The sequence below is a fragment of the Komagataeibacter medellinensis NBRC 3288 genome, from assembly GCF_000182745.2.
GTDB lineage: Bacteria > Pseudomonadota > Alphaproteobacteria > Acetobacterales > Acetobacteraceae > Komagataeibacter > Komagataeibacter medellinensis.
Window position 1 is genome coordinate 1,632,636 of sequence record NC_016027.1, and the last position, 19,143, is coordinate 1,651,778.

Consider the following 19,143-nt stretch of genomic DNA (forward strand, 5'->3'; position numbering starts at 1 on the left):
TTTCCCTTCTGTTCAGCGCGAGAGCGGTGTCGCCTGCTCCCACCCGCCACCCAGCGCGCGGGCCAGTTGTATGGTGGCGGTGGTACGGCTGTCCTGGTTGGCCAGCACGGTGCCCTGCGCGTCCAATGCCATCATGCGGGCATGCAGCACATCGCCCAGCGTACGCTGACCACCCGCATACAGCCCGGCCATATCATGCGCAACCCGCTCGGCCTGCGCCTGCGCGCGGGTCAGGTCCTTATCCCGGCTATCCAGGCTTAAGCGGTTTTCATACCCGTCCTCCACCTCCGCCAGCGCACGCAGCAGGCTCTGGTCATAGCCTGCCACCGCCGCATCCAACCTGGCACTGGCGGCATGGATGCGGGCCTGCACGCGGTTGGCAGTAAAGATGGGCAGGTAAGTGGTCAGCGCAATCAGCCCACCCGTGCCGGACATGCCGGGAATGCCATCAAAACGCAGCCGCCCGTCGCCACCAAAGAACTCCAGCCCGAAGCGGGGCAACAGGTCGGTCTTGGCACTTTTGAGCCGGTTGAGCGCCGCATCGACCTGATCGCGTCGGGCACGGATGTCCGGCCGACGTTCCAGCACGGTATCGGGCATCTGCCCCACCGGTGCGGGGGGCAGGTAATAGGCAGGCGGCGGCGGCAGGTCGGGCAGCCCCTCGGGCACCTGCCCCGACAGTACGGCCAGCCGCCTGCGCACAAGATCCAGCCCGGCTACCAGCATAGGCCTGCGCGCCCGCAGGTCGGAAAGCTTCTGGTCAATTTCCGTCACATCCGCCGCCGTGGCCTGCCCGGACGTAAAGCGCGCCTGCCCATAGCCGCGCAACTGCCCCAGCAGGGCAATTGAGCGATCGGTCAACGTGATCTGACGTTGCAGCCCCTGAGCCTGCAGGTAGTTGCTGGCCGCGTCGGCGGCGATGACCATCTGCACGCCGTGGAAGTATTCCTCCTCTGCCTTCACGCCCGCCTTTGCCGCCTTCACATCCGCATGGCGGCCACCAAACAGGTCCGGCTCCCACGATGCGGTGATACCGGCCAGATGCCCGTCCGTACCCGGATCATTGGCGGGCAGGCTGTACGGGTTGCGCCAGTCCATACCGCCCCCCAGCATGTTGCCCGTAGCACCCACGGTAGGATACAGCGCCGATTTTGCCACCGTATGCAGCGCACGCGCCTCACGCACCCGGTCACGGGCCATGCGGATATCAGGGCTGGCAGCAAGGGCCGTTTCCACCGCGCGGGTCAGGTCAGGGTCGTGCCATGCCTCCCACCAGCGTGTCAGGTCGGTTGCGGGCATACCCGCCACTTGCTGCTGCGTAAACTGCCTGGGCAGCCTTACATGCGATGGCGGCACATGCGTATGAAAGGGCGTACACCCCGCCACCAGCCCCACGCCCACCACAAGGCGGGCCATGCAGGCAACCTGCGTCAATCTGTTCCTCATTATTCCTGCCTTGCCAACATGGACCTGAAGCGCGAGAGCGCGAATGCCAGAAATACAATACCCGTCACCGTTACCGTCAGCAGCGGCAGCATGATCGCACCCAACCCCGCGCCACGGTACAGGATGGCCTGTGACAGGTTGACGAACTGCGTGGTGGGCAAAAAGCGCACCACCACCTGCATGAGCCGCGGCATGCTTTCCACCGGGGTAGCGGCACCTGACAGCAGGTACGCCACCGCATAGACCGGCACCACCAGCAGCCCGAACTGCGGCATGGTGGGGGCCACCGTGGCCAGCATGATGCCCAGCGCCGTGGCCGAAAACAGGTACAACAGCGCGCACGCGCCAAACAGCGTGACCGACCCCGCCAGCGGCACGCCCAGCCACACATGCACCACCAGCCACAGCGACAGCATGGCACCGACGAATATGACCAGCCCGTTGGTCACGATCTTGGCCACCGCAATTTCACTGGCGCTGACAGGCATGACCAGCAGGTGTTCCAGCGTGCCATGCTCGCGCTCACGGATCACCGCCGCCCCCACCAGCACGATGGAGAGGATGGTGATGTTCGTCACGATCTGCATGACCGAAGTGAACCAGCTGGATTCACTGTTGGGATTGAAGCGGACACGGCTGGCCGCCTGAAAGGGGATCTGGTCCACCACCGCAGGCGCATGCAGCATGTCGTCCACTTCACCCAGCAGTATCTCGTTCAGGTATTCGGTGCCCAGCCCCGCCTGTGTCATGGCCGTGGCGTCCACACGCAGTTGCACGGCGGGTGTGCGGCCCGCCAGCACGTCCGCCTCGAAACGCGGCGGGATATCGACCACGAAGATATAGTCCCCCCGGTCCATACCCCGCAGCGCCTGTGCCCGGTCCACCAGCACGGCAGGCTTAAAATAGGGCGGCAGGACCGCATCGTGCATGCGGCGCGACAGGCCGGAATGGTCTTCGTCGATAAAGGCGATAGTGGCGTTGGAAACCTCCACCTTCACCCCGTTGGCCACCAGCAGCACGCCTGCGGTAAAGGCGAACACGATCAGCCCCAGCAGCACACGATCATGCACAAGGCTGCGCAGCTCCTTGCCGCACAGCAGACCGACATTGACCAGCCAGCGCATCATGGCTTTACGCTTCCTGTTTCTTGAGCAGGAGCCGGGCCGCCAGCATGTAGCCTGCGGCAAACAGGCCCAGCACAAGGTACATGGCCCAGAAGCTGCCGGTCCCCAGCCCCTTGGTAAAGCAGCCAAGGCTGATCAGCTGGTACCACGCCGCCGGAAACCCCAGTCCCACAAGGCGACTGCCCCCCGTAAGGGTGGAGGCCGGATAGAGCAGGCCGGAAAAGTTGACCGCCGGGATCAGGCACAAAATCGACGTGCCGAAAATGGCCGCAACCTGTGAACTGACAAAGGTCGAGATCAGCAGCCCCAGCCCCGTAGCCGAGAGCACAAACAGCACGCCGCCTATCGTCAGCGCCAGCAGTGACCCCTTGAGCGGCACCCCCAGCACCACCACGGCCACAAGCACCAGCAGGAAGTAGCTCAGCGTGGCCAGCGCAACATAAGGCGCCTGCTTGCCCATGAGGTACTGCCCGACCGAGGCGGGTGATGCATAGAGATTGACAATGGAGCCCACTTCCTTCTCGCGCACCACACCCAGCGCGGTGAGCATGGTGGGGATCAGGATCAGGGCCAGCATGATCACGCCCGGCGCCATGGCGTAGATGCTGCGGAATTCCTGATTATAGGAAAAACGGGGCTCCACCGTAATCGGCAGCCCGACCTGCTGTGGCAGTGCGCGGCCCAGAGTGGTGGCGTAGCCCGCTAACACTCCGGTGGCATAGGCCCGCACGTTGGCCGCAAGGAACGGGACCGCGCCATCAACGATCACCCCGATCTCCGGCCTGCGCCCGGCTTCCATGTCGCGCGCGAAGCCTGCGGGAATATCCAGCGCCATCTGGGCATGGCCATTGCGTATGGTCCGGTCCAGCGCATCCGCATCGGCCACGGGGGCCAGTTCATGGAAATAGGCCGAACCCCGGAAGCTGTCGATCAGGTCGCGGCTGATCGTGGTGCGGTCATGATCCAGCACGGTAAAGCCCACACCCTCCACATCGAACGAGATGCTCGACGCCGCCACCACCAGCAAAATCAGCGGGCCGACCAGCGCGAAGGTCAGCCGCAGCCGGTCACGCAGCAGTTCAACCGCCTCGCGCCGGGCAAAAGCCCAGGCGCGTGGCAGCCATCCGCCACCCCCCACGCCCCCAAAGCGGGCAGCAAGGCGTGTGGCCACCGCGTGCCAGCGCGTGGGGGGCGGGGGCGGTACAGGGTGGGCCTGCGCATCCGTTGCCGCCTCGGCATCCTGCAGATAGGCGATGAAGGCGGCTTCCAGCGTGGGGGCACCACGTTTTTCCACCAGCCCGGCAGGCGTACCCACGGCCAGAACATGGCCCCGGTGCATGAGCGAAATCCGGTCACACCGCGCGGCCTCGTTCATGAAATGGGTGGAGACGAAAATCGTCACATGCCCTTCGCGTGAAAGGCGGATGAGGTGCCGCCAGAACATGTCGCGCGCGGCAGGGTCCACGCCCGATGTCGGCTCGTCAAGGATCAGGATCTCGGGGTTGTTGATGCACGCCGCAGCCAGTTGCAGACGCTGGCGTATGCCCAGCGGCAGGGAGGCGGGGCTGACATCGGCACATTCACGCAGTTCAAATGAATCGAGCGACTGCTCGACCATCCGCGCAGCCTTTATCGCCGGGATGCGGTACAGCCGCGCCTGTAGCATAAGGTTCTGCCGTACGGTCAGTTCCTCATACAACGAGAACGCCTGCGACATGTACCCGATCCGCATGCGGGTTTTCATGTCGCCTGCCGTGATCTGCTCGCCAAACAGCTTGGCCGTACCGCTGGTCACATCCAGCAGGCCGGTCAGCATCTTCATGGTGGTGGACTTGCCGCAGCCGTTGGAGCCAAGAAAGCCGAATATCTCGCCCCGACTGATGGTGAAGCTTACATCGCTCACCGCCGTGAAGCTGCCGAAGCGGCGGGTCAGGTGAGCAGCCTCGATGGCGGGCGGGCCGCCGGGATTGGCGTAAGGGGGGATGGAAAAGCCACCTTCCTGCGGGCGGCGGCCCTGCGGCAGGAGCGCGATATACGCCTCTTCCAGCGATGTCGTATGCATGCGTTCAAGCACATGCTGCGTGCGGTCACTGACCAGCACCCGGCCAGAATCCATGGCCACCAGCCATGAGAACCGCTCCGCCTCCTCCATATACGCGGTCGAGACGATGACCGTCATGGACGGGCGCTCGGCGCGCAACTGGTCCACCAGTGTCCAGAACTGCTGGCGCGACAGCGGATCGACACCGGTTGTCGGTTCATCAAGGATCAGCAGGTCCGGGTCATGCACCAGCGCGCAGCACAGGCTGACCTTCTGTTTCATGCCACCCGACAGGTGACCCGCCGCCCGGTCGGGAAAGGGGGCCAGCCCCGTGGCATCGAGCAGGCGCTGGATACGTGCGTCACGCGCACTGGCATCCATGCCGAACAGACGGGCAAAAAAGTCGATATTCTCCCGCACCGACAGGGTCGGGTACAGGTTGCGCCCCAGTCCCTGCGGCATGAAGGCGGTGCGCGGCAAAAAATCCTCACGCTCATGGCGGTCGCCCATGTCCGCTCCCAGCACCCGCACCGTACCGGACTGGAGCTTGCGCACGCCCGCGATCAGCCCCAGCAGGGTGGACTTGCCCACCCCGTCCGGCCCGACAAGGCCGATGGTGGTGCCCGCCGGCAGGTCCAGCGTCACATTATCCAGCGCCGTAACCGCGCCGTAGCGGTGCGTGACCCCCGTAATGACAATGCCCGGTACGGGCGGCGGCTGGGATGGGACCTGCCCGGTCATTGCGGGGTATCAGCCACATCAAGCCCGGCAGGCCAGTGAACGGCAGAATCGGTGCGGACATAGCCATCACCCGTCATGCCCGCCTTGAGCACACTGCCGTACCGTTGCGCTGTGGCAGGGTCGATCCGCAGCTTGACGCGATAGACCAGCTTGTCGCGCTCGGTCGTGGTCTCGACATATTTGGGAGTGAACTGTGCCTCAGGCGAGACGAAGGAGATGGTAGCCGGGATCACCTGCTGGTGCAGCGCATCCAGCGCTATGCGAGCCTGGTCACCTACATGCAGTTGGCCCGCCTGCTGCGATGGGTAGAAAATGGTCAGGTACATGTCGGTCGGGTCCAGCAGCGAGGCTACGCGGCCGCCACCGGGCAGCACGGCACCTTTCTCCACGATCCGGTATTCGATCCGGCCCGCAACCGGGGCGCGGATGGTCATGTCATCCTCGACGGACTGCGCCTGGGCTACCTGCGCGCGGGCACCCTGCTCTGCCGCAGTGGCCGCATCGACCGCGCGGGCGGCCGCACTTTCGGCAGCGGTGGCGGTATCGAGGCTGGTCTGGTGCTGGGAGAGTTCCATGTCCGATACCAGATGCTGGCGGAACATGGTGCGCGCGTGCTCAAGGTCAAGCTGGGCCAGATGCAGGCCGGCCTGCCGGGCTTCACGCTCTGCACCAGCGCGGGCCACATTGGCCTGTGCCGCAAGCAGTTGGGCGCGGGCGGCATCAAGGCTGGCCCGCGTGCTCACATCGTCCTCGCGCGCCAGAACCTGACCCGCCGCAACCACATCGCCTTCATGGAACTCAAGTGCGGTAATCCGACCGGGATACTTGACCGCCACATCAATGCGGGCCAGTTCCAGCCGCCCGTTGGCGCGCGCCAGACCTGGCGGCAGTTCCCCACGGTGCTGGACCACATACCAGCCCACAGCACACCCTACCGCCACAACAGCCGCGCCCGCGCCGACCGCAACATCACGCCACTTCATACCGCCTGTTTCTCCCTGCCCAACGCACAGGCCGGCACGGAGCCGGAACACTACATCATGCACACTTAGCATCCGCCCGGTACGGGCACCTTCGTGTTCCGTCCTATACCAATGCGGGACGCAGCGAACTGATGCAGGTCATTTACAGCGCCTGTCCGGTACAGGGGGGACTATCCCCCTCCTCCATCACGGCCTCGGCCCGACCCAGCACCCCGGCGAGCACCTGCATCATGGCCTGTACCTGTCCCGGTGCCAGGCTGCCAAGCACGCGGGCTTCCATGGCGGCACAGGTGGTGTGAAAAGTCTCGCACTTGCGCCTGCCGCGCACGGTCAGGACCAGACTCTTGGCGCGGCGGTCCTCGTGGTCGGGATGGCGTTCAACCAGCCCTTCGCCTTCCAGCAGGTCAAGCACACGCACCAGGGCGGAACTATCGGTATTCATGGCGTGGGCAAGGGTGCGCTGGCTGACCCTGTCGGGTAGCATCATCAAGTACGCGAGCGGGCGCATCATGGCCATACTCATCCCCTCCGCCCGCAGGGCACGGTCCAGCACGAGCCGCCATGTATTGGCCAGCCGCATGGTGAGGAAAGTCATCCTCATGTCCTCAAAGCCCGCACCCTTGATATCGGGCAATGGTGAACGTCCGGTCATGTTCATCCCCTGCTGGTACCGGGCCACGACACCTGGACCCCTCCCTGCCCGATAGCATGGCGGTCCGGGACGATCATGACCCCTTTATGCGATGGCTGCCCGGCGGGCAGGCTGTATGGCGTAGATATAATTGACATAGCACTAATTGTCATACAATACATTAGCAGGCCCAGCCTTTTTATCTTCGCGCGGCATGCGTTATCAGGGAGCGCTCACGCCGCCGCCGGGAGTCCGCACCCAGATGTTGTCCAGCCTCATGCGCAGTTTCGCCAGCGATACCCAGTGGGCCGCTACGCGCACCACGGCGGCCTTCAGCGCGCGTGCCCTGCTGTCGGTCGGCATTGCGCTGTTCCTTGCTTTCGCCTTCCAGCTCCAGTCCCCCATGAGTTCGGTCACAACGGTCATGATCGTGGCCAATCCAACCGTAGGGGCGCTAGTCTCCAAAAGTGTGTGGCGCGTGATCGGCACCATTATTGGCGCATCCATAAGCGTGGGGCTGATGGCGGTGTTCGTGCAGTCACCGGTGTTGTATTTCATGGGACTGTCGGTGGTGGTGGGGCTGGCCTGCATGGCGGCCACCTTCCTGCGGCTGTTCCGCGCCTATGCCGCCGTGCTGACGGGGTATACCATCGTCATCATCTCCGCTCCCGCCTTTGGCGATCCTGACGGCATCTTCCTCAGCGCCATGTCGCGGCTTTCCGCCGTGGTGGTGGGAATCGTGACGACCGCGACCGTCTTCATGGTCACATCACCACGCCGCTCGGACACGCTGTTTACACAAATCCACACCCTGTTCCGCGATACGGTCAGCTACATCCTGGCCTTCCATGAAGGCTATGCCGACCTTGCGGCGCGCGAAGCCGACGGGCCACCGACTACGACGTTCCGCTCCCTGCCCTCGGATTTTCATGACAGCCGTGCGGCCATGCTGGCGCGGATCGGCCGCCTGTCGGATGCGGTGGAATATGCCGCAACCGACAATTACGACATAAGCGTGCGCCAGCGCGAGATCCGCGCGGGGTTGGCGCGGCTTTCAGGCATTGTGGCCTCCTATCACCCGCACACCATCACGGCACCCGACACCACACAGGACCGCGCCGTGCATGGCGAGATCGTGGCCATGTTGCGCCACCTGATGGACCTGACCGAGAACCGCGCGCTCGAATCCGCCTGGCCGGAAGGCTGCGCGCGCATCCGCCTTACGCGTGATGCCATGATCGCGCGCGCGCGGCAGAGCATCTCGCCCCAGTCACTGCTGTTCCTTGATGATATTCAGGATCTTGTTGGCCAGATCGAAACCGCGCTACTTGACCTGTCCCGCCGGGGGAGTGCCGGGCGCAGGCTGCGGCTGCAACCCTATCTGGAATGGCCCACGGCCCTGCGCAATGGCGCACGCGGCGCCCTGATCACCATGCTGACGGCCCTGATCTGGTACGTGCTGCACTGGACGGCGGGACCGACGATGATGCTGTATGTGGTGGCGGCGGCGAGCCTGCTGTCCACCCTGCCCTCCGCCTCACGCGCGGCCGGGCTTATGGCTACGGGCACGGCGCTGGGAGTGCCGGCGGGGCTTGCGTGCCATATCTTCCTGCTGCCCCAGATTGATGGCTATCCGCTGCTGTGGCTTTCACTGTGTATCATGCTGCTGCCGGGCGTGTGGCTACAGTTCCACCCCAAATTCGGCATTGGCGCGTTTGGGTACGGTGTGTTCGCCACCGTGATGCTACAGGTGAACAACCCGATTCATTATTATAACGACATCGGCCTGTTCAACGGCTGGATGGCGCTGCTGATGGGCTGTATCATGCTGGTGCTGTCGTTCAGGGTCATCCTGCCGCCCAATCACCGGCTGGATGCCGCCCGCCTTGTCTCCTCACTTACGCGCAGCCTGCGCAGGCTGGCGCTATCGGGCCGCAGGCAGGGCACGGAGTGGCTGGTATGGGAAAACCTGCAGTTGCAGAAGGTGATCCGGCTGGCCATGCGCCTGTCGTTCTTTGCCCAGCCCGGCGTTATCCACCAGTATATTGACGCGGCACTGGCCACGCTGTCCCTGGGGCGACTGGTCGAGCGTATCCGCACCCTTGCCACCAGCCCGGACATAGACAGTACCCAGCGCAGGGCCATTTATGATGCGCTGGATACCTTTACCGAACTGGCGCACAACCCGCTGCTGACCGCCGCCGCCCTGATCCGGGCCGCAGGCATACTATGCCCGCCCGATGCGATTGCCCAGCGCCCCCCCGCCCAGGTGGAGGCCATGGCCTGCCTTGAACAGGCGGGACGGATCATCCGCGATATCCCCGGCTTCCTGGACCAGCGCGGGCCGCTGCAATGGGCGGAGGGCTATCCCGCCGCCCACAGGCCGCCGCTGGCCGCCGTCAGGCCGGAAGTCGGCTGAGCACCGAGAACGACACCGCATCCATCACGGTGGTGTCCACCTCATCGCCCGGCTTGAGGGTCTTGAGGAATTCCTGCATCGGCTTCTGGCGCACCAGCACGACGCGGGTGATGTCATCGGGATCGACAAACACCACCTGGTTGCGGGTGGTGTCCACGCCCGTCACCTTCACGCGCTCACGCTTGAAGGAGACCATCATGCCATGCGGGTGCGGGCCGGTGCGGGTGCCGGCAGCATTCTCGGTCGATTCGGGCAAGGGGGAGCCGGGCGGTGCGATGGAAGCATCGATGGTACGGACAATGCGCAGGCCAATCTTGTCACCGGGATGCAGGACCGGCAGCTTGGCGCGCTGGTCGGCATCCACGCGCACGGTGTCCAGATTGCCCGCCTTGTCACGCAGCAGAATCATGCCCGCGTCATGATCCACGCTTTCGACAATGGCGGTTGCCGTCTGGTTGCCCACGATAACCGGTGCCTGCGCCATGGCGGGCACGGATGGCACGGACAGGGCGGCAACGCTCCCCACCATGGCGGCAGCAAGGGCGACCGCCGCGCGGCGGGGTGCAAACAGCTTTACGTTCATGTTTATTATTCTTCCCTACAATACTTAACAGATATGAAACGCGGCTGGCGGGCCTGCGCCCGGTCCAGATTCCCTATCCCATAACGCATGCGATCAGTCATGTATCCAGACATCTGCGTGCATAGGTGGCACGGCCATCAGGCATAGTCTGGCACACCGGGCATGACGGCAAAACCCGGCAGGTGCCGCACCCCGCGCGCCCAGCGCCGCAGCGCGGGGCAGGTATCACGCTCCACCCCCAGATCCGCCGAAAGCGCGAACACGACAAACAGCACCACATCGGCAATACTGGGGGCCGGTGCCGCAAACCATGCCTCCCCCGCCAGAACACGGGCGGCCATATGGTCTTCCATCCGGCGAAGCAGGAGCATGAGGGGGCGCGTATCCGGCATAACCGGCAGCGTGGCGCCAAAAGCCGCATGGCGCAACGTGACCAGCGTATCGAGTGCCGTGGCGCCAAAATCCAGCCAGTCCATGATCGCCCATGCATGAACGGGGTCGAGCCATGCGGGTTCCACACCGGGCAGGCGGGCAGCAAACACCAACATCGTGCACGGGCGTGACAGGCGCGTGCCGCCTGCCTGCAACACGGGGGGACGGAGGCCATCTGCCAGCGCCGCAGGACGCTGACCAGGGGGGAGGTCCGTGTCCACCGCGCGGGTGGTACAAGACAGTCCCATCAGCGACAGGCCAAGGCGCACAGCGTAACAGCGCACATCCGGCATCCAGTCGTACAGGAGCAGTTCCACGCTCATGGCCGTGCCCCCATGGCCAGTTCTTCCATGATCGGGGCGGTATCGCTGCCGGATTCCACCCCGTCACGCAACCGCTCCGCCCAGTGCGACAGCGCGGACGCGGACAGTCCCGGCCCATGCGCACGCACCACATGCAGCATGGCATGCCCCGCCACCGGCGCATGCACCGCAAGCCCGACCGGGCCGCACCAGATCATGGTTTCATCCGCTGGCATGCCCAGCGCATGACGCAGCAGCGCGACACCGACCGCCACATGCACGCTGCGTACCGGCATGACCCGCGACCACTGGCCGGACAGACCGGCCGGAAAATCTTCCGCCCCTTCCAGACTGACCCATGCAAGCCCTGCCTGTTCACGCACCGCATATGCCCGTACCTGAATGGCGGCGGGCACGCGCACATTCGGGTGGGCCGGGATCAACCTGCACCGCGCCGTACCACCAAACTGCCAGCCGTGGTACAGGCATCCCAGCGCCCCATCACGCACAAAGCCGAAACTCAGCCGCATGCCGCGATGGGGGCAGCGGTCCTCCCATGCATGTACGGTGGCACCGGGCACATCCTCACGCCACAGCACGATCTCGTGCCCCTCAACCCGCACACCCACGACCTCGCCACGACCTATGTCGGACAGGACACTGACCGGATGCCATCTTTCCATGTCTGTCGTGTTCTCCTTCATATGGCTTACGGTCTTTCATGCACCATCATGGCATGCCATCGTGGCGGTCGTGAACCGTGCGGCACATCCTCTGACCGCGCGGCAGGACAGACCGCAGGCAGGAACCGGGCCATGACACAGATCCCCCATCCCGATGCAGCCGTTGCAGATGAATGGCATGTGATCACCCCGCTCTCGCAGTTACGCAGCATGCCCACCGATACCATGTTGTTTGACCGGCACCTGACCTTCGGCCATGACGCACAGGGCAGGCCATTTGCCTGTGATGTGGAACACAGGCGCCTGCTACCCGTACGCGCGCGCCATGGCTGCTTATGGACCTGCCCCGGCACACCGAAAGGGGACATTCCCGTCATTACTGAAGCCCTGGAGCCCGACCGCAGGCTGGTTGACTGTGGGGTGTTCACGATCCACACCTCTGCGCCACGCATTGTCGAGAATTTCCTCGACATGGCACATTTCCCCTTCGTTCACACCAACATACTGGGGGCCGAGCCGGATACGGAAGTCGCCCGTTACACCCTGGAACTGCGCGATAATGGCCGCGAACTGTGGGCCACGGACTGCCATTTTTACCAGCCAAAGGCCGCCCTTTCGGCAACCGGGGGGATTGATACCGCATACAGCTACCGCGTGGCCGGCCCTTTCGTGACCCTGCTGTACAAGACCTGTCCCACCCAGCCCGACCGTTCTGACGTAATTGCTTTGTTCGTCCAGCCGATGACACAGGAATGCGCGCGCGCGCACCCGGTCATGTTCCTGCTCGACGAAACAGCCTCCCAGACCGACCTGGTGGAATTCCAGCAGACCATTTTCCTCCAGGACCGCATCATACTGGAAAACCAGCGTCCGCGCCGCCTGCCACTGGCTGCCGGGGTCGAGATCCCGACCATGGCGGATCGCATGTCCGTCGCCTACCGCCGCTGGCTGCGTGACCGTGGCATGACCTATGGCACCACGACCTGAACACATCTGCGCCCAGCGCATTACCCCCCCACCACCATGCGGGGCTGCGGGCAGGGGGCACATGGTGTAAGCCTGCCATACAGATCAGGCAGACATGTCAGGAACCACCACATGACCGACCAGAACACGACCGACGCCTTTGAACAGGGCAAGGCCGCCGCAACAAAGGGCGAGCCGCTGATCGAGAACCCGTTCGATGAAACGCTGCCCGCCTATGAACAATGGAACAAAGGCTGGTGGAGCGTACGTGAGAACGACGGCGACTTCGACCCCTTTGCCGAGAAATAGGTCCATATCCACAATGGCGTGAGGTCATTCAAACGTGAGTCACCACCCATTGTGCATGCTCCCCACCCATGGGATGAAAAGCACTGACGGTGCGTTACAGCAGATAATGCGACTGTCCTCAGGATAAGGCGGCATCGGCAACGGTGCCGCCTTTTTCTATGCTGCCCTTTCAGGACCGTGCCGACATGCTGCCCAGCGTCGAGGGCCGCAGCATGGGAGCAGGCTGGCCATCAAGCCGCGCGCACACCCGCATCCCCAGCAGCGCCCCAGCCGAGACCAGCAGCACGGGCACCCACAGGTCATGCTCCATCTGCGTAAATTCGATACCAAGGGCTATGGCCGTAAGCGGCATGGACATGAACGTACCCAGAAAGGCGATCCCCCCCAACAACGCCACCGTGCCCATGGCAACCGGCGGCAGAAACAGGTTCCACACCCCCGCCAGCACGGTAGACAGGAGCGCACCCATGGCCAGGCTGGGCGTAAGCAGGCCACCGGCCGCACCGGCGCGCATCGCCCCCATGATCACGACAAGCTTGAGCGCCAGCACCACGGCAGCCGTCTGCACCCCCATCTGGTCGGATAGCGCAAGCTGCATCGGTCCCCGCCCGTTGCCCGGCAGCTGCGGATAGAAGCAGGTCAGCACCCCAAGCAGCGGAAATACCACCAGACACCAGCCGATGCGTGACACCCCCTTCGCCGCCCGGCTCTGCACAACGGCCATCATGCGCTTCACCCCATGCGCCACCACACCCACGATCGGCCCGGCACAGAGCGCCCACAGCATGACCGGGGCGGTGAGGGCCATCGTCCCGATCGCATACTGGTGCACATTGCCCAGCACCGCCCACGGCACGCAGGCCCCGATGGCCGAAGCTCCAATCGCGCACAGCACGGCACGCTGGCCCATTGTGCCCAGCAGCACTTCCAGTATGAACAGCGCACCACCCAGCGGCACATTATACACCGCTGAAAGCCCGGCCCCGGCCCCGCACGCGATGATGATGCGCCGGTCTGCCGGTACGAGTCCCAACATGCGGCCCGTGCCGGTGGCCATGACCGCACCCAGTTCACGTGGCGCCACCTCGCGCCCCAGGGGAGAACCAAGGGCCACGGTCACGATCTGGAGCAGCAGGTGCACAACGGTGGAAAGCGGCGGCATGGGCCGCCCCAGTTCCGTCTTGCCCACGGCGGCACCAATCCCGACCAGCGGCCTGCCAAACCGCCCCAGCGCCCACCATCCCACACCCGCAACAAGACCCGCGCCACACAGCGCGGCAATCCGCCGCCACGGTGCGGCGGCACTGACCCCCTGCTCAAAGGTATGTGGCCCGCCAGGCTGGCCGTAGCCATAGGCCAGGTGCTGGATCATATGCAGCAGCAGAGACAGCACTGTCCCCCCCACCCCGGACAGGATGCCCGTAACCATGACCGCCACGACCATCACCGGCCACGGAGTAAGCGATGCAGGGGCAGGAGGGAGGGAAGCAGGTGCTGGCATGACGGTATGAGAGGTAGGCCAGATCAGGGACCGGGCGCAAGCAGGCTTTCACACATGCTGGGAACACGATGGGCACATCCGCCATGACCCAGCCAGGCATGCCCTTTCCATGCCTGGCCACGGCAACGGAGGTCGCATGCGGGGCTGCGGGACAGGCCGGATCGTTTTCGTTACAATGAAATATCAATACTCCCTGCTACCATCGTGATACCCCCCGCCAGAAGTACGGTCAGGGCATGCAGAATGGCAACACCTGACGTTCGAGACATATTGGAAGGCAAAAGACAGTAGCCAGTTCATATTGCTTCCAGATATGGTTGCCTTTGCGGAACAGAGACAGCAAAATGGCATTTCTGGGGCACGGCAGGAAGGGAACGAAATGAAATTCGTCATTGCCATCATCAAGCCATTCAAGCTGGATGAGGTACGCGAGGGGCTGAACTCCATCGGTGTGGACGCCCTCACGGCAACCGAAGTGAAGGGCTATGGCCGCCAGAAGGGTCAGACCGAGATCTATCGTGGTGCCGAGTACAACATCCAGTTCCTGCCCAAAATCAAGCTGGAGATCGCAGTCCCTGCCGCCCAGTGCGACAAGGTCGTGGACGTGATCCAGACTGCCGCATGCACCGGCAAGATCGGAGATGGCAAGATTTTCGTGCTCGACCTGCAGCAGGCCATACGTATCAGGACACAGGAAACCGGAGAGAACGCGCTGTGATCAAGAAGATTGGCAAGATCGGACGCCATGCGGGGCTGGTGGCGGCCGTTGCAGCCGCGTCCCTGCATGGTCTGCCCGCCATGGCGGCGGATGCGCCCCCTCCTGCGGTCGATACAGGTGATACCGCATGGATGCTGGTCAGCACGGCGCTTGTGCTGCTCATGACCATTCCCGGCCTTGCCCTGTTCTATGGGGGCATGGTCCGCAAGAAGAATGTGCTGGCTACACTGATGCAGTCCTTCAGCATATGCTGCATCATGACGGTGGTGTGGATGGTAGTGGGCTACAGCCTCACCTTCACATCGGGCAACGCATTCATCGGCGGCCTGTCGCGTGTCATGCTTAATGGTCTGGGTGCCGGCATCAGCAAGGGTGTTGACGTACCCTTCACCATGGCTGCGGGCACCGATGCCGCAACCACCATGACCATTCCCGAAAGCGTGTGGATGACGTTCCAGATGACGTTCGCCATCATCACGCCCGCCCTGATTACCGGCGCCTTTGCCGAACGCATGAAATTCAGCGCCATGTGCGTATTCACCATCCTGTGGGGCCTGCTGGTCTATGTGCCGGTTGCCCACTGGGTCTGGGGGCCGGATGGTTGGGTTGCCAGCAAGATTGGCGCGATCGACTTCGCCGGTGGCACCGTCGTGCATATCAATGCTGGTATTGCAGGACTGGTTGCGGCCCTGGTACTGGGGCGGCGCAAGGGATATGGGGAAGAAGACCTCTCTCCCTATAACCTGACCTATGCCGTCATCGGCGCCTCCCTGCTGTGGGTAGGCTGGTTCGGCTTCAATGCAGGTTCAGCAGGGGGCGCCAACGGCCGTGCGGGCATGGCCATGGCCACCACCCAGATCGCGGCGGCAGCGGCCGGTGTTTCGTGGATGTGCGCCGAATGGATGAAGACCGGCAAGCCAACCGTGCTGGGCATCATTTCCGGTGCCGTGGGTGGACTTGTAGCCATTACGCCTGCAGCGGGCTTCGTGCTGCCCGGTGGCGCGCTGGTGATCGGGCTTCTGGCTGGTGTGATCTGCTTCTGGGGTGCGACAGGGCTCAAGCACATGATGGGCTACGATGACAGCCTTGATGCTTTTGGCGTGCATGGCATTGGCGGTATTGTCGGCGCATTGCTGACCGGCGTGTTTGCCTACGGTCCCCTTTCCGCCACTGATGCCAGCCCCGAAGGGGTGAGCGGCTCCTTCCACCAGTTCCTGGCACAGGCGGAATCCGTGGGTGTTACGATCATCTGGTGCGCGGTGATCAGCTTCATCCTCCTCAAGGCCATTGACCTGACCATCGGGTTGCGCGTCAGCCGTGATGAAGAAATGGAAGGTCTGGACATGAGCCTGCATGGCGAGCGGATCAATTCCTGACCCTTTCCCCTGCCTTGATCCTGTAACAAAAAAGGGCGACCCTTACGGGTCGCCCTTTTTTTATGCGCAATCGGGCTTCAGCCCGTAACATCACGGCGCATCGCGCAGCGTGTGCCGGGACCAAAACCTGCTTCAGCCTCCTGCCGCAGCCGTGCCGCAAGATGCGGCTCTAGCGCGGAGGGTGCAATAATATGAAAACCTGCCTTCCGGTAAAACGGGGCATTCCACGCAACCGTGCAAAAGGTGGTCAGCGTCAGCCCTGACAGACCATGCTCGCGTGCGCCTGCAACGGCACAGGCAAGCAGCCGGTACCCCAGCCCCCTACCCTGCACCTGGCGGGCTACCGACATTTCAAGAATATGCAGGTCCCGCCCGCAACGTTCGGCACTCAGGAAACCCAGCGGTCGGTCATGTCCATCCACCGCGACCCAGCAGGCATGCTGTTCCATACATGCGTGATGCGCTTCGATGGGCAGAACTTCACCTTCCGCCAGCCATGCCAGTTCTGGCACGGTGCGGAAAACCTGCGCGGCCGAGCGTTCAACGCCCGGGAGGTGACATGCATCGGCAGGGGTTGCAGGACGGATGGAAAAAGTCATACCGCTTTATGGCATACAGGCCACAACAGGTCTGCCACCTTGTGCAGCCTGCATCCATGTCAGTCAGAAAGACTGCGAGATACCGGTCAGGATGGTACGGCGCAGCCCGTATTGCGGCGCACCCACGCCAATGCCCGTGCCGCTGCGCAGCATATAGGGGTGATCGAACAGGTTGGTCACATCCAGCCGCAACTGCGTGGTACGCAGGAAGCAGGAATGAAACAGGTCACGGAAAGACTGCACGACCGACATGTTGAAGGTGGCGTATTGCGGGATCACGCCCCCGTTGGGTATATCCGAATCCTGCCGCAGCCCGCTACCGTACACCATGGTGGCCGAAAGACGTGTCGGGTGCCCGGTACGGTGAAAGAACGTGTAGGCGCCCCCTGCCGAGGCCGTCCACCGCTGGTCATGATCGAGGTGAATCCAGCGCTGGCTGATATAGGCCAGATCATCGGACGCGAAATTGAACTGGGCGCTGGTAATATCCTTGCCGATGGCGCGCGACCACGCAAAATTGCCATAAAGCGAAAATGGCCCACGGTCATAGGCGGTCGAGAATTCGTAGCCATTGACCTGTCCGCGCCGGTAATTGAAGCCTGACAGGATGATCGGCGCGCCGAACTGCCCCTCGTCAATCAGGTTATGGGCAATCTTGTAATAGGCATCGAACGACACGCGCCATCCGGGCAGAATGGTCTGCTCGAAGCCTGCATCAAAATAATGGTCGCGCTCGGCCTTGACCGTGCTGCTGCCATTTGATGCCGCGGCACCGGATGTATTGGTGAACTGCTGCAGGTCGGAACCACCCACCACCTCGAACGGCGGCGGGGTGAAATAGCGTGAATACCCCGCATGCAGCACGCCGCCTTTCCACGCGCGCCACACCACGTTGATACGCGGGCTGAGTTGGTGTTCGTTGGTGTATTCGCCCACACCATCGAAGCGCAGGCCGTAATTGACCGTGACGTTGCGCAACGGTCGCCATTCATCCTGCACATACAGGCCATAGATATCACCTGTGCGGCCATTACCCGTGTGGATGCTGACCTGCTGGTCATTAGCATCGAACACCGTGGCATCCGCCTTGGTGATGTTGCGCTCGGCAAAGACCTGGAAGCCAAAGCGAATGGTATGGTCGGGGCGCACCCGCCATGTCACGTCACTCTGGGTACCGGTTGACATGACCGAACGCTCGGCATGCTGGCTTATGCCCATATAGGCCAGATCGCCCATGTTGGGATCGGGGCTGTAGCCAAGGCTGCTGTAGCGCGAGAAGACCGATGTCTGTAGTGAGAACGCACCGATTTCCTTCTGCAGCGACAGGATGGCGAAATCGGTGATTTCCTTCTGGTGTTCATTCAGGTCGCCACTGGCCGGCGCGTTGGGCAGCAGTGCCGTGTAGTTCTGGTCAAACATCGGCTGGCCGCCGTTGTTGGGCAACTGGTATTCGGCATTCGATACCCCGGCAATCAGGCTGAGACGCGTGTTCTCATCCACCGTGTACCGCAGGTGCCCCAGAAAATGGTACTGGTTGCTCAGGTCATGCGGTGCATTGAACGATGCGGTCGTGTTCTCGATGCCCACCCGGTCATGCACATAGTCGGCGGTAAAGAAGTAATCCCACTTGCCATGCTGCCCGCCATACTGGACGGAGGGGAAGAAATAGTCCCGTGCACCGCCATAGATCGACACATTGCCGCCCTGGTTGGTTGTGCCATTCTTGGTGGTGATGTCCACCACAGCCGCCTGCAGGAAGCCGTACTGCACCGGCAACGCCCCGGTGGAAAGCGACAGGTTATCGGCAAAGCGGGTCATGAGCGTCTGGCCGAACACGTTCATGCCTTCGGGCAGTTGCACGCCATCGAGGCGGAACTGCACCTCGTTATGATCACCACGCACATGGATCTGGCCATAACTGTCCTGTGCCACGCCGGGAGCCTGCAGCAACACGCTGTTTAACCCGGCATTATCGCCACCGGGAATGGTTTCCAGCGCCTTGCGGCTGAAGGCATGCACCGTGGCCCCGGTAGAGGGCTGGAGTTGTACCCGCGCGCGGTCAAGCCGGGCGGTTACGGTCATGGTTTCAGGTGCGGAGGACAGATGGGTCAACCCCTCTTCCTGTTCCGTAGTGGTGGGGGTGGCAGTGGTCATGACATCCTGCCCCATTGCGCTGGCAATGGGGGTGAGAATGGTCATGGCCAGCAGCATGGCAGGCGAATGGGAACGGGTGGAAAACCGTAAGCGCATCATGGCAGGGCGGCCTCACATCCAGAAAAGTGATTTCGG

General features: G+C 63.2%; 17 protein-coding genes. 6 read left to right on the top strand and 11 right to left on the bottom strand.

Annotation, left to right across the window (positions count from 1 at the left end):
• Positions 1–12 precede the first annotated feature (12 nt).
• From GLX_RS07470 to GLX_RS07490, 5 genes are all read right to left on the bottom strand, one after another.
• A complete protein-coding gene (locus GLX_RS07470; RefSeq protein WP_014105377.1) occupies positions 13–1,446 on the bottom strand; it encodes a TolC family protein in 1,434 nt (477 codons plus the stop codon).
• The gene (locus GLX_RS07475) at positions 1,446–2,573 is read right to left on the bottom strand and encodes an ABC transporter permease (RefSeq protein WP_014105378.1); all 1,128 of its coding nucleotides are present in this window, start codon (positions 2,571–2,573) and stop codon (positions 1,446–1,448) included. Before GLX_RS07475 ends, GLX_RS07470 begins: the two co-directional genes overlap by 1 nt.
• A gap of 4 nt (positions 2,574–2,577) precedes the next feature.
• Positions 2,578–5,352, bottom strand: coding sequence for a ribosome-associated ATPase/putative transporter RbbA (rbbA, locus tag GLX_RS07480; RefSeq protein WP_014105379.1), 2,775 nt, complete (start codon positions 5,350–5,352; stop codon positions 2,578–2,580).
• On the bottom strand, positions 5,349–6,335 hold the full coding sequence (locus GLX_RS07485; protein WP_014105380.1) for an HlyD family secretion protein: 987 nt from the start codon (positions 6,333–6,335) through the stop codon (positions 5,349–5,351). The genes rbbA and GLX_RS07485 overlap by 4 nt, the downstream gene beginning before the upstream one ends.
• Before the next feature lie 142 nt (positions 6,336–6,477).
• Positions 6,478–6,993, bottom strand: a complete 516-nt coding sequence (locus GLX_RS07490; RefSeq protein WP_014105381.1) for a MarR family winged helix-turn-helix transcriptional regulator — start codon at positions 6,991–6,993, stop codon at positions 6,478–6,480.
• 187 nt (positions 6,994–7,180) lie between these two features.
• Between GLX_RS07490 and GLX_RS07495 the strand changes: the two genes are divergently transcribed.
• Positions 7,181–9,385: an FUSC family protein gene (locus tag GLX_RS07495; protein ID WP_014105382.1), complete on the top strand. Its 2,205-nt coding sequence runs from the start codon at positions 7,181–7,183 to the stop codon at positions 9,383–9,385.
• Here the strand turns inward: GLX_RS07495 and GLX_RS07500 are convergent.
• The 3 genes from GLX_RS07500 to GLX_RS07510 form a co-directional block, all read right to left on the bottom strand.
• A complete protein-coding gene (locus GLX_RS07500; protein ID WP_014105383.1) occupies positions 9,366–9,968 on the bottom strand; it encodes a hypothetical protein in 603 nt (200 codons plus the stop codon). The two genes, GLX_RS07495 and GLX_RS07500, sit on opposite strands and share 20 nt — an antisense overlap.
• A gap of 137 nt (positions 9,969–10,105) precedes the next feature.
• Positions 10,106–10,723, bottom strand: coding sequence for a glutathione S-transferase family protein (locus tag GLX_RS07505; protein ID WP_014105384.1), 618 nt, complete (start codon positions 10,721–10,723; stop codon positions 10,106–10,108).
• The gene (locus GLX_RS07510) at positions 10,720–11,385 is read right to left on the bottom strand and encodes a Rieske 2Fe-2S domain-containing protein (RefSeq protein ID WP_041247261.1); all 666 of its coding nucleotides are present in this window, start codon (positions 11,383–11,385) and stop codon (positions 10,720–10,722) included. The genes GLX_RS07505 and GLX_RS07510 overlap by 4 nt, the downstream gene beginning before the upstream one ends.
• Between GLX_RS07510 and GLX_RS18425 the strand changes: the two genes are divergently transcribed.
• From GLX_RS18425 to GLX_RS18580, 3 genes are all read left to right on the top strand, one after another.
• On the top strand, positions 11,384–11,521 hold the full coding sequence (locus GLX_RS18425) for a hypothetical protein (protein ID WP_153470187.1): 138 nt from the start codon (positions 11,384–11,386) through the stop codon (positions 11,519–11,521). The two genes, GLX_RS07510 and GLX_RS18425, sit on opposite strands and share 2 nt — an antisense overlap.
• On the top strand, positions 11,518–12,372 hold the full coding sequence (locus GLX_RS07515) for a vanillate O-demethylase oxygenase (RefSeq protein ID WP_014105386.1): 855 nt from the start codon (positions 11,518–11,520) through the stop codon (positions 12,370–12,372). The genes GLX_RS18425 and GLX_RS07515 overlap by 4 nt, the downstream gene beginning before the upstream one ends.
• Positions 12,373–12,483: 111 nt before the next feature.
• Entirely contained in the window at positions 12,484–12,660 is a 177-nt protein-coding gene (locus tag GLX_RS18580) for a hypothetical protein (protein WP_167537194.1), read from the top strand.
• 169 nt (positions 12,661–12,829) lie between these two features.
• On the opposite strand, the gene GLX_RS07520 is transcribed toward GLX_RS18580, so the two are convergent.
• Positions 12,830–14,104, bottom strand: a complete 1,275-nt coding sequence (locus tag GLX_RS07520) for a chloride channel protein (protein ID WP_041247262.1) — start codon at positions 14,102–14,104, stop codon at positions 12,830–12,832.
• Between the two features lie 436 nt (positions 14,105–14,540).
• Between GLX_RS07520 and GLX_RS07525 the strand changes: the two genes are divergently transcribed.
• Positions 14,541–14,879, top strand: a complete 339-nt coding sequence (locus GLX_RS07525; RefSeq protein WP_041247704.1) for a P-II family nitrogen regulator — start codon at positions 14,541–14,543, stop codon at positions 14,877–14,879.
• Entirely contained in the window at positions 14,876–16,255 is a 1,380-nt protein-coding gene (locus GLX_RS07530) for an ammonium transporter (RefSeq protein WP_014105389.1), read from the top strand. Before GLX_RS07525 ends, GLX_RS07530 begins: the two co-directional genes overlap by 4 nt.
• A 77-nt stretch (positions 16,256–16,332) precedes the next feature.
• Here the strand turns inward: GLX_RS07530 and GLX_RS07535 are convergent, their stop codons facing one another.
• Positions 16,333–16,854, bottom strand: coding sequence for a GNAT family N-acetyltransferase (locus GLX_RS07535; RefSeq protein ID WP_014105390.1), 522 nt, complete (start codon positions 16,852–16,854; stop codon positions 16,333–16,335).
• A 63-nt stretch (positions 16,855–16,917) separates the two neighbouring features.
• On the bottom strand, positions 16,918–19,107 hold the full coding sequence (locus GLX_RS07540; protein ID WP_014105391.1) for a TonB-dependent receptor: 2,190 nt from the start codon (positions 19,105–19,107) through the stop codon (positions 16,918–16,920).
• Between the last annotated feature and the right edge of the window lie 36 nt (positions 19,108–19,143).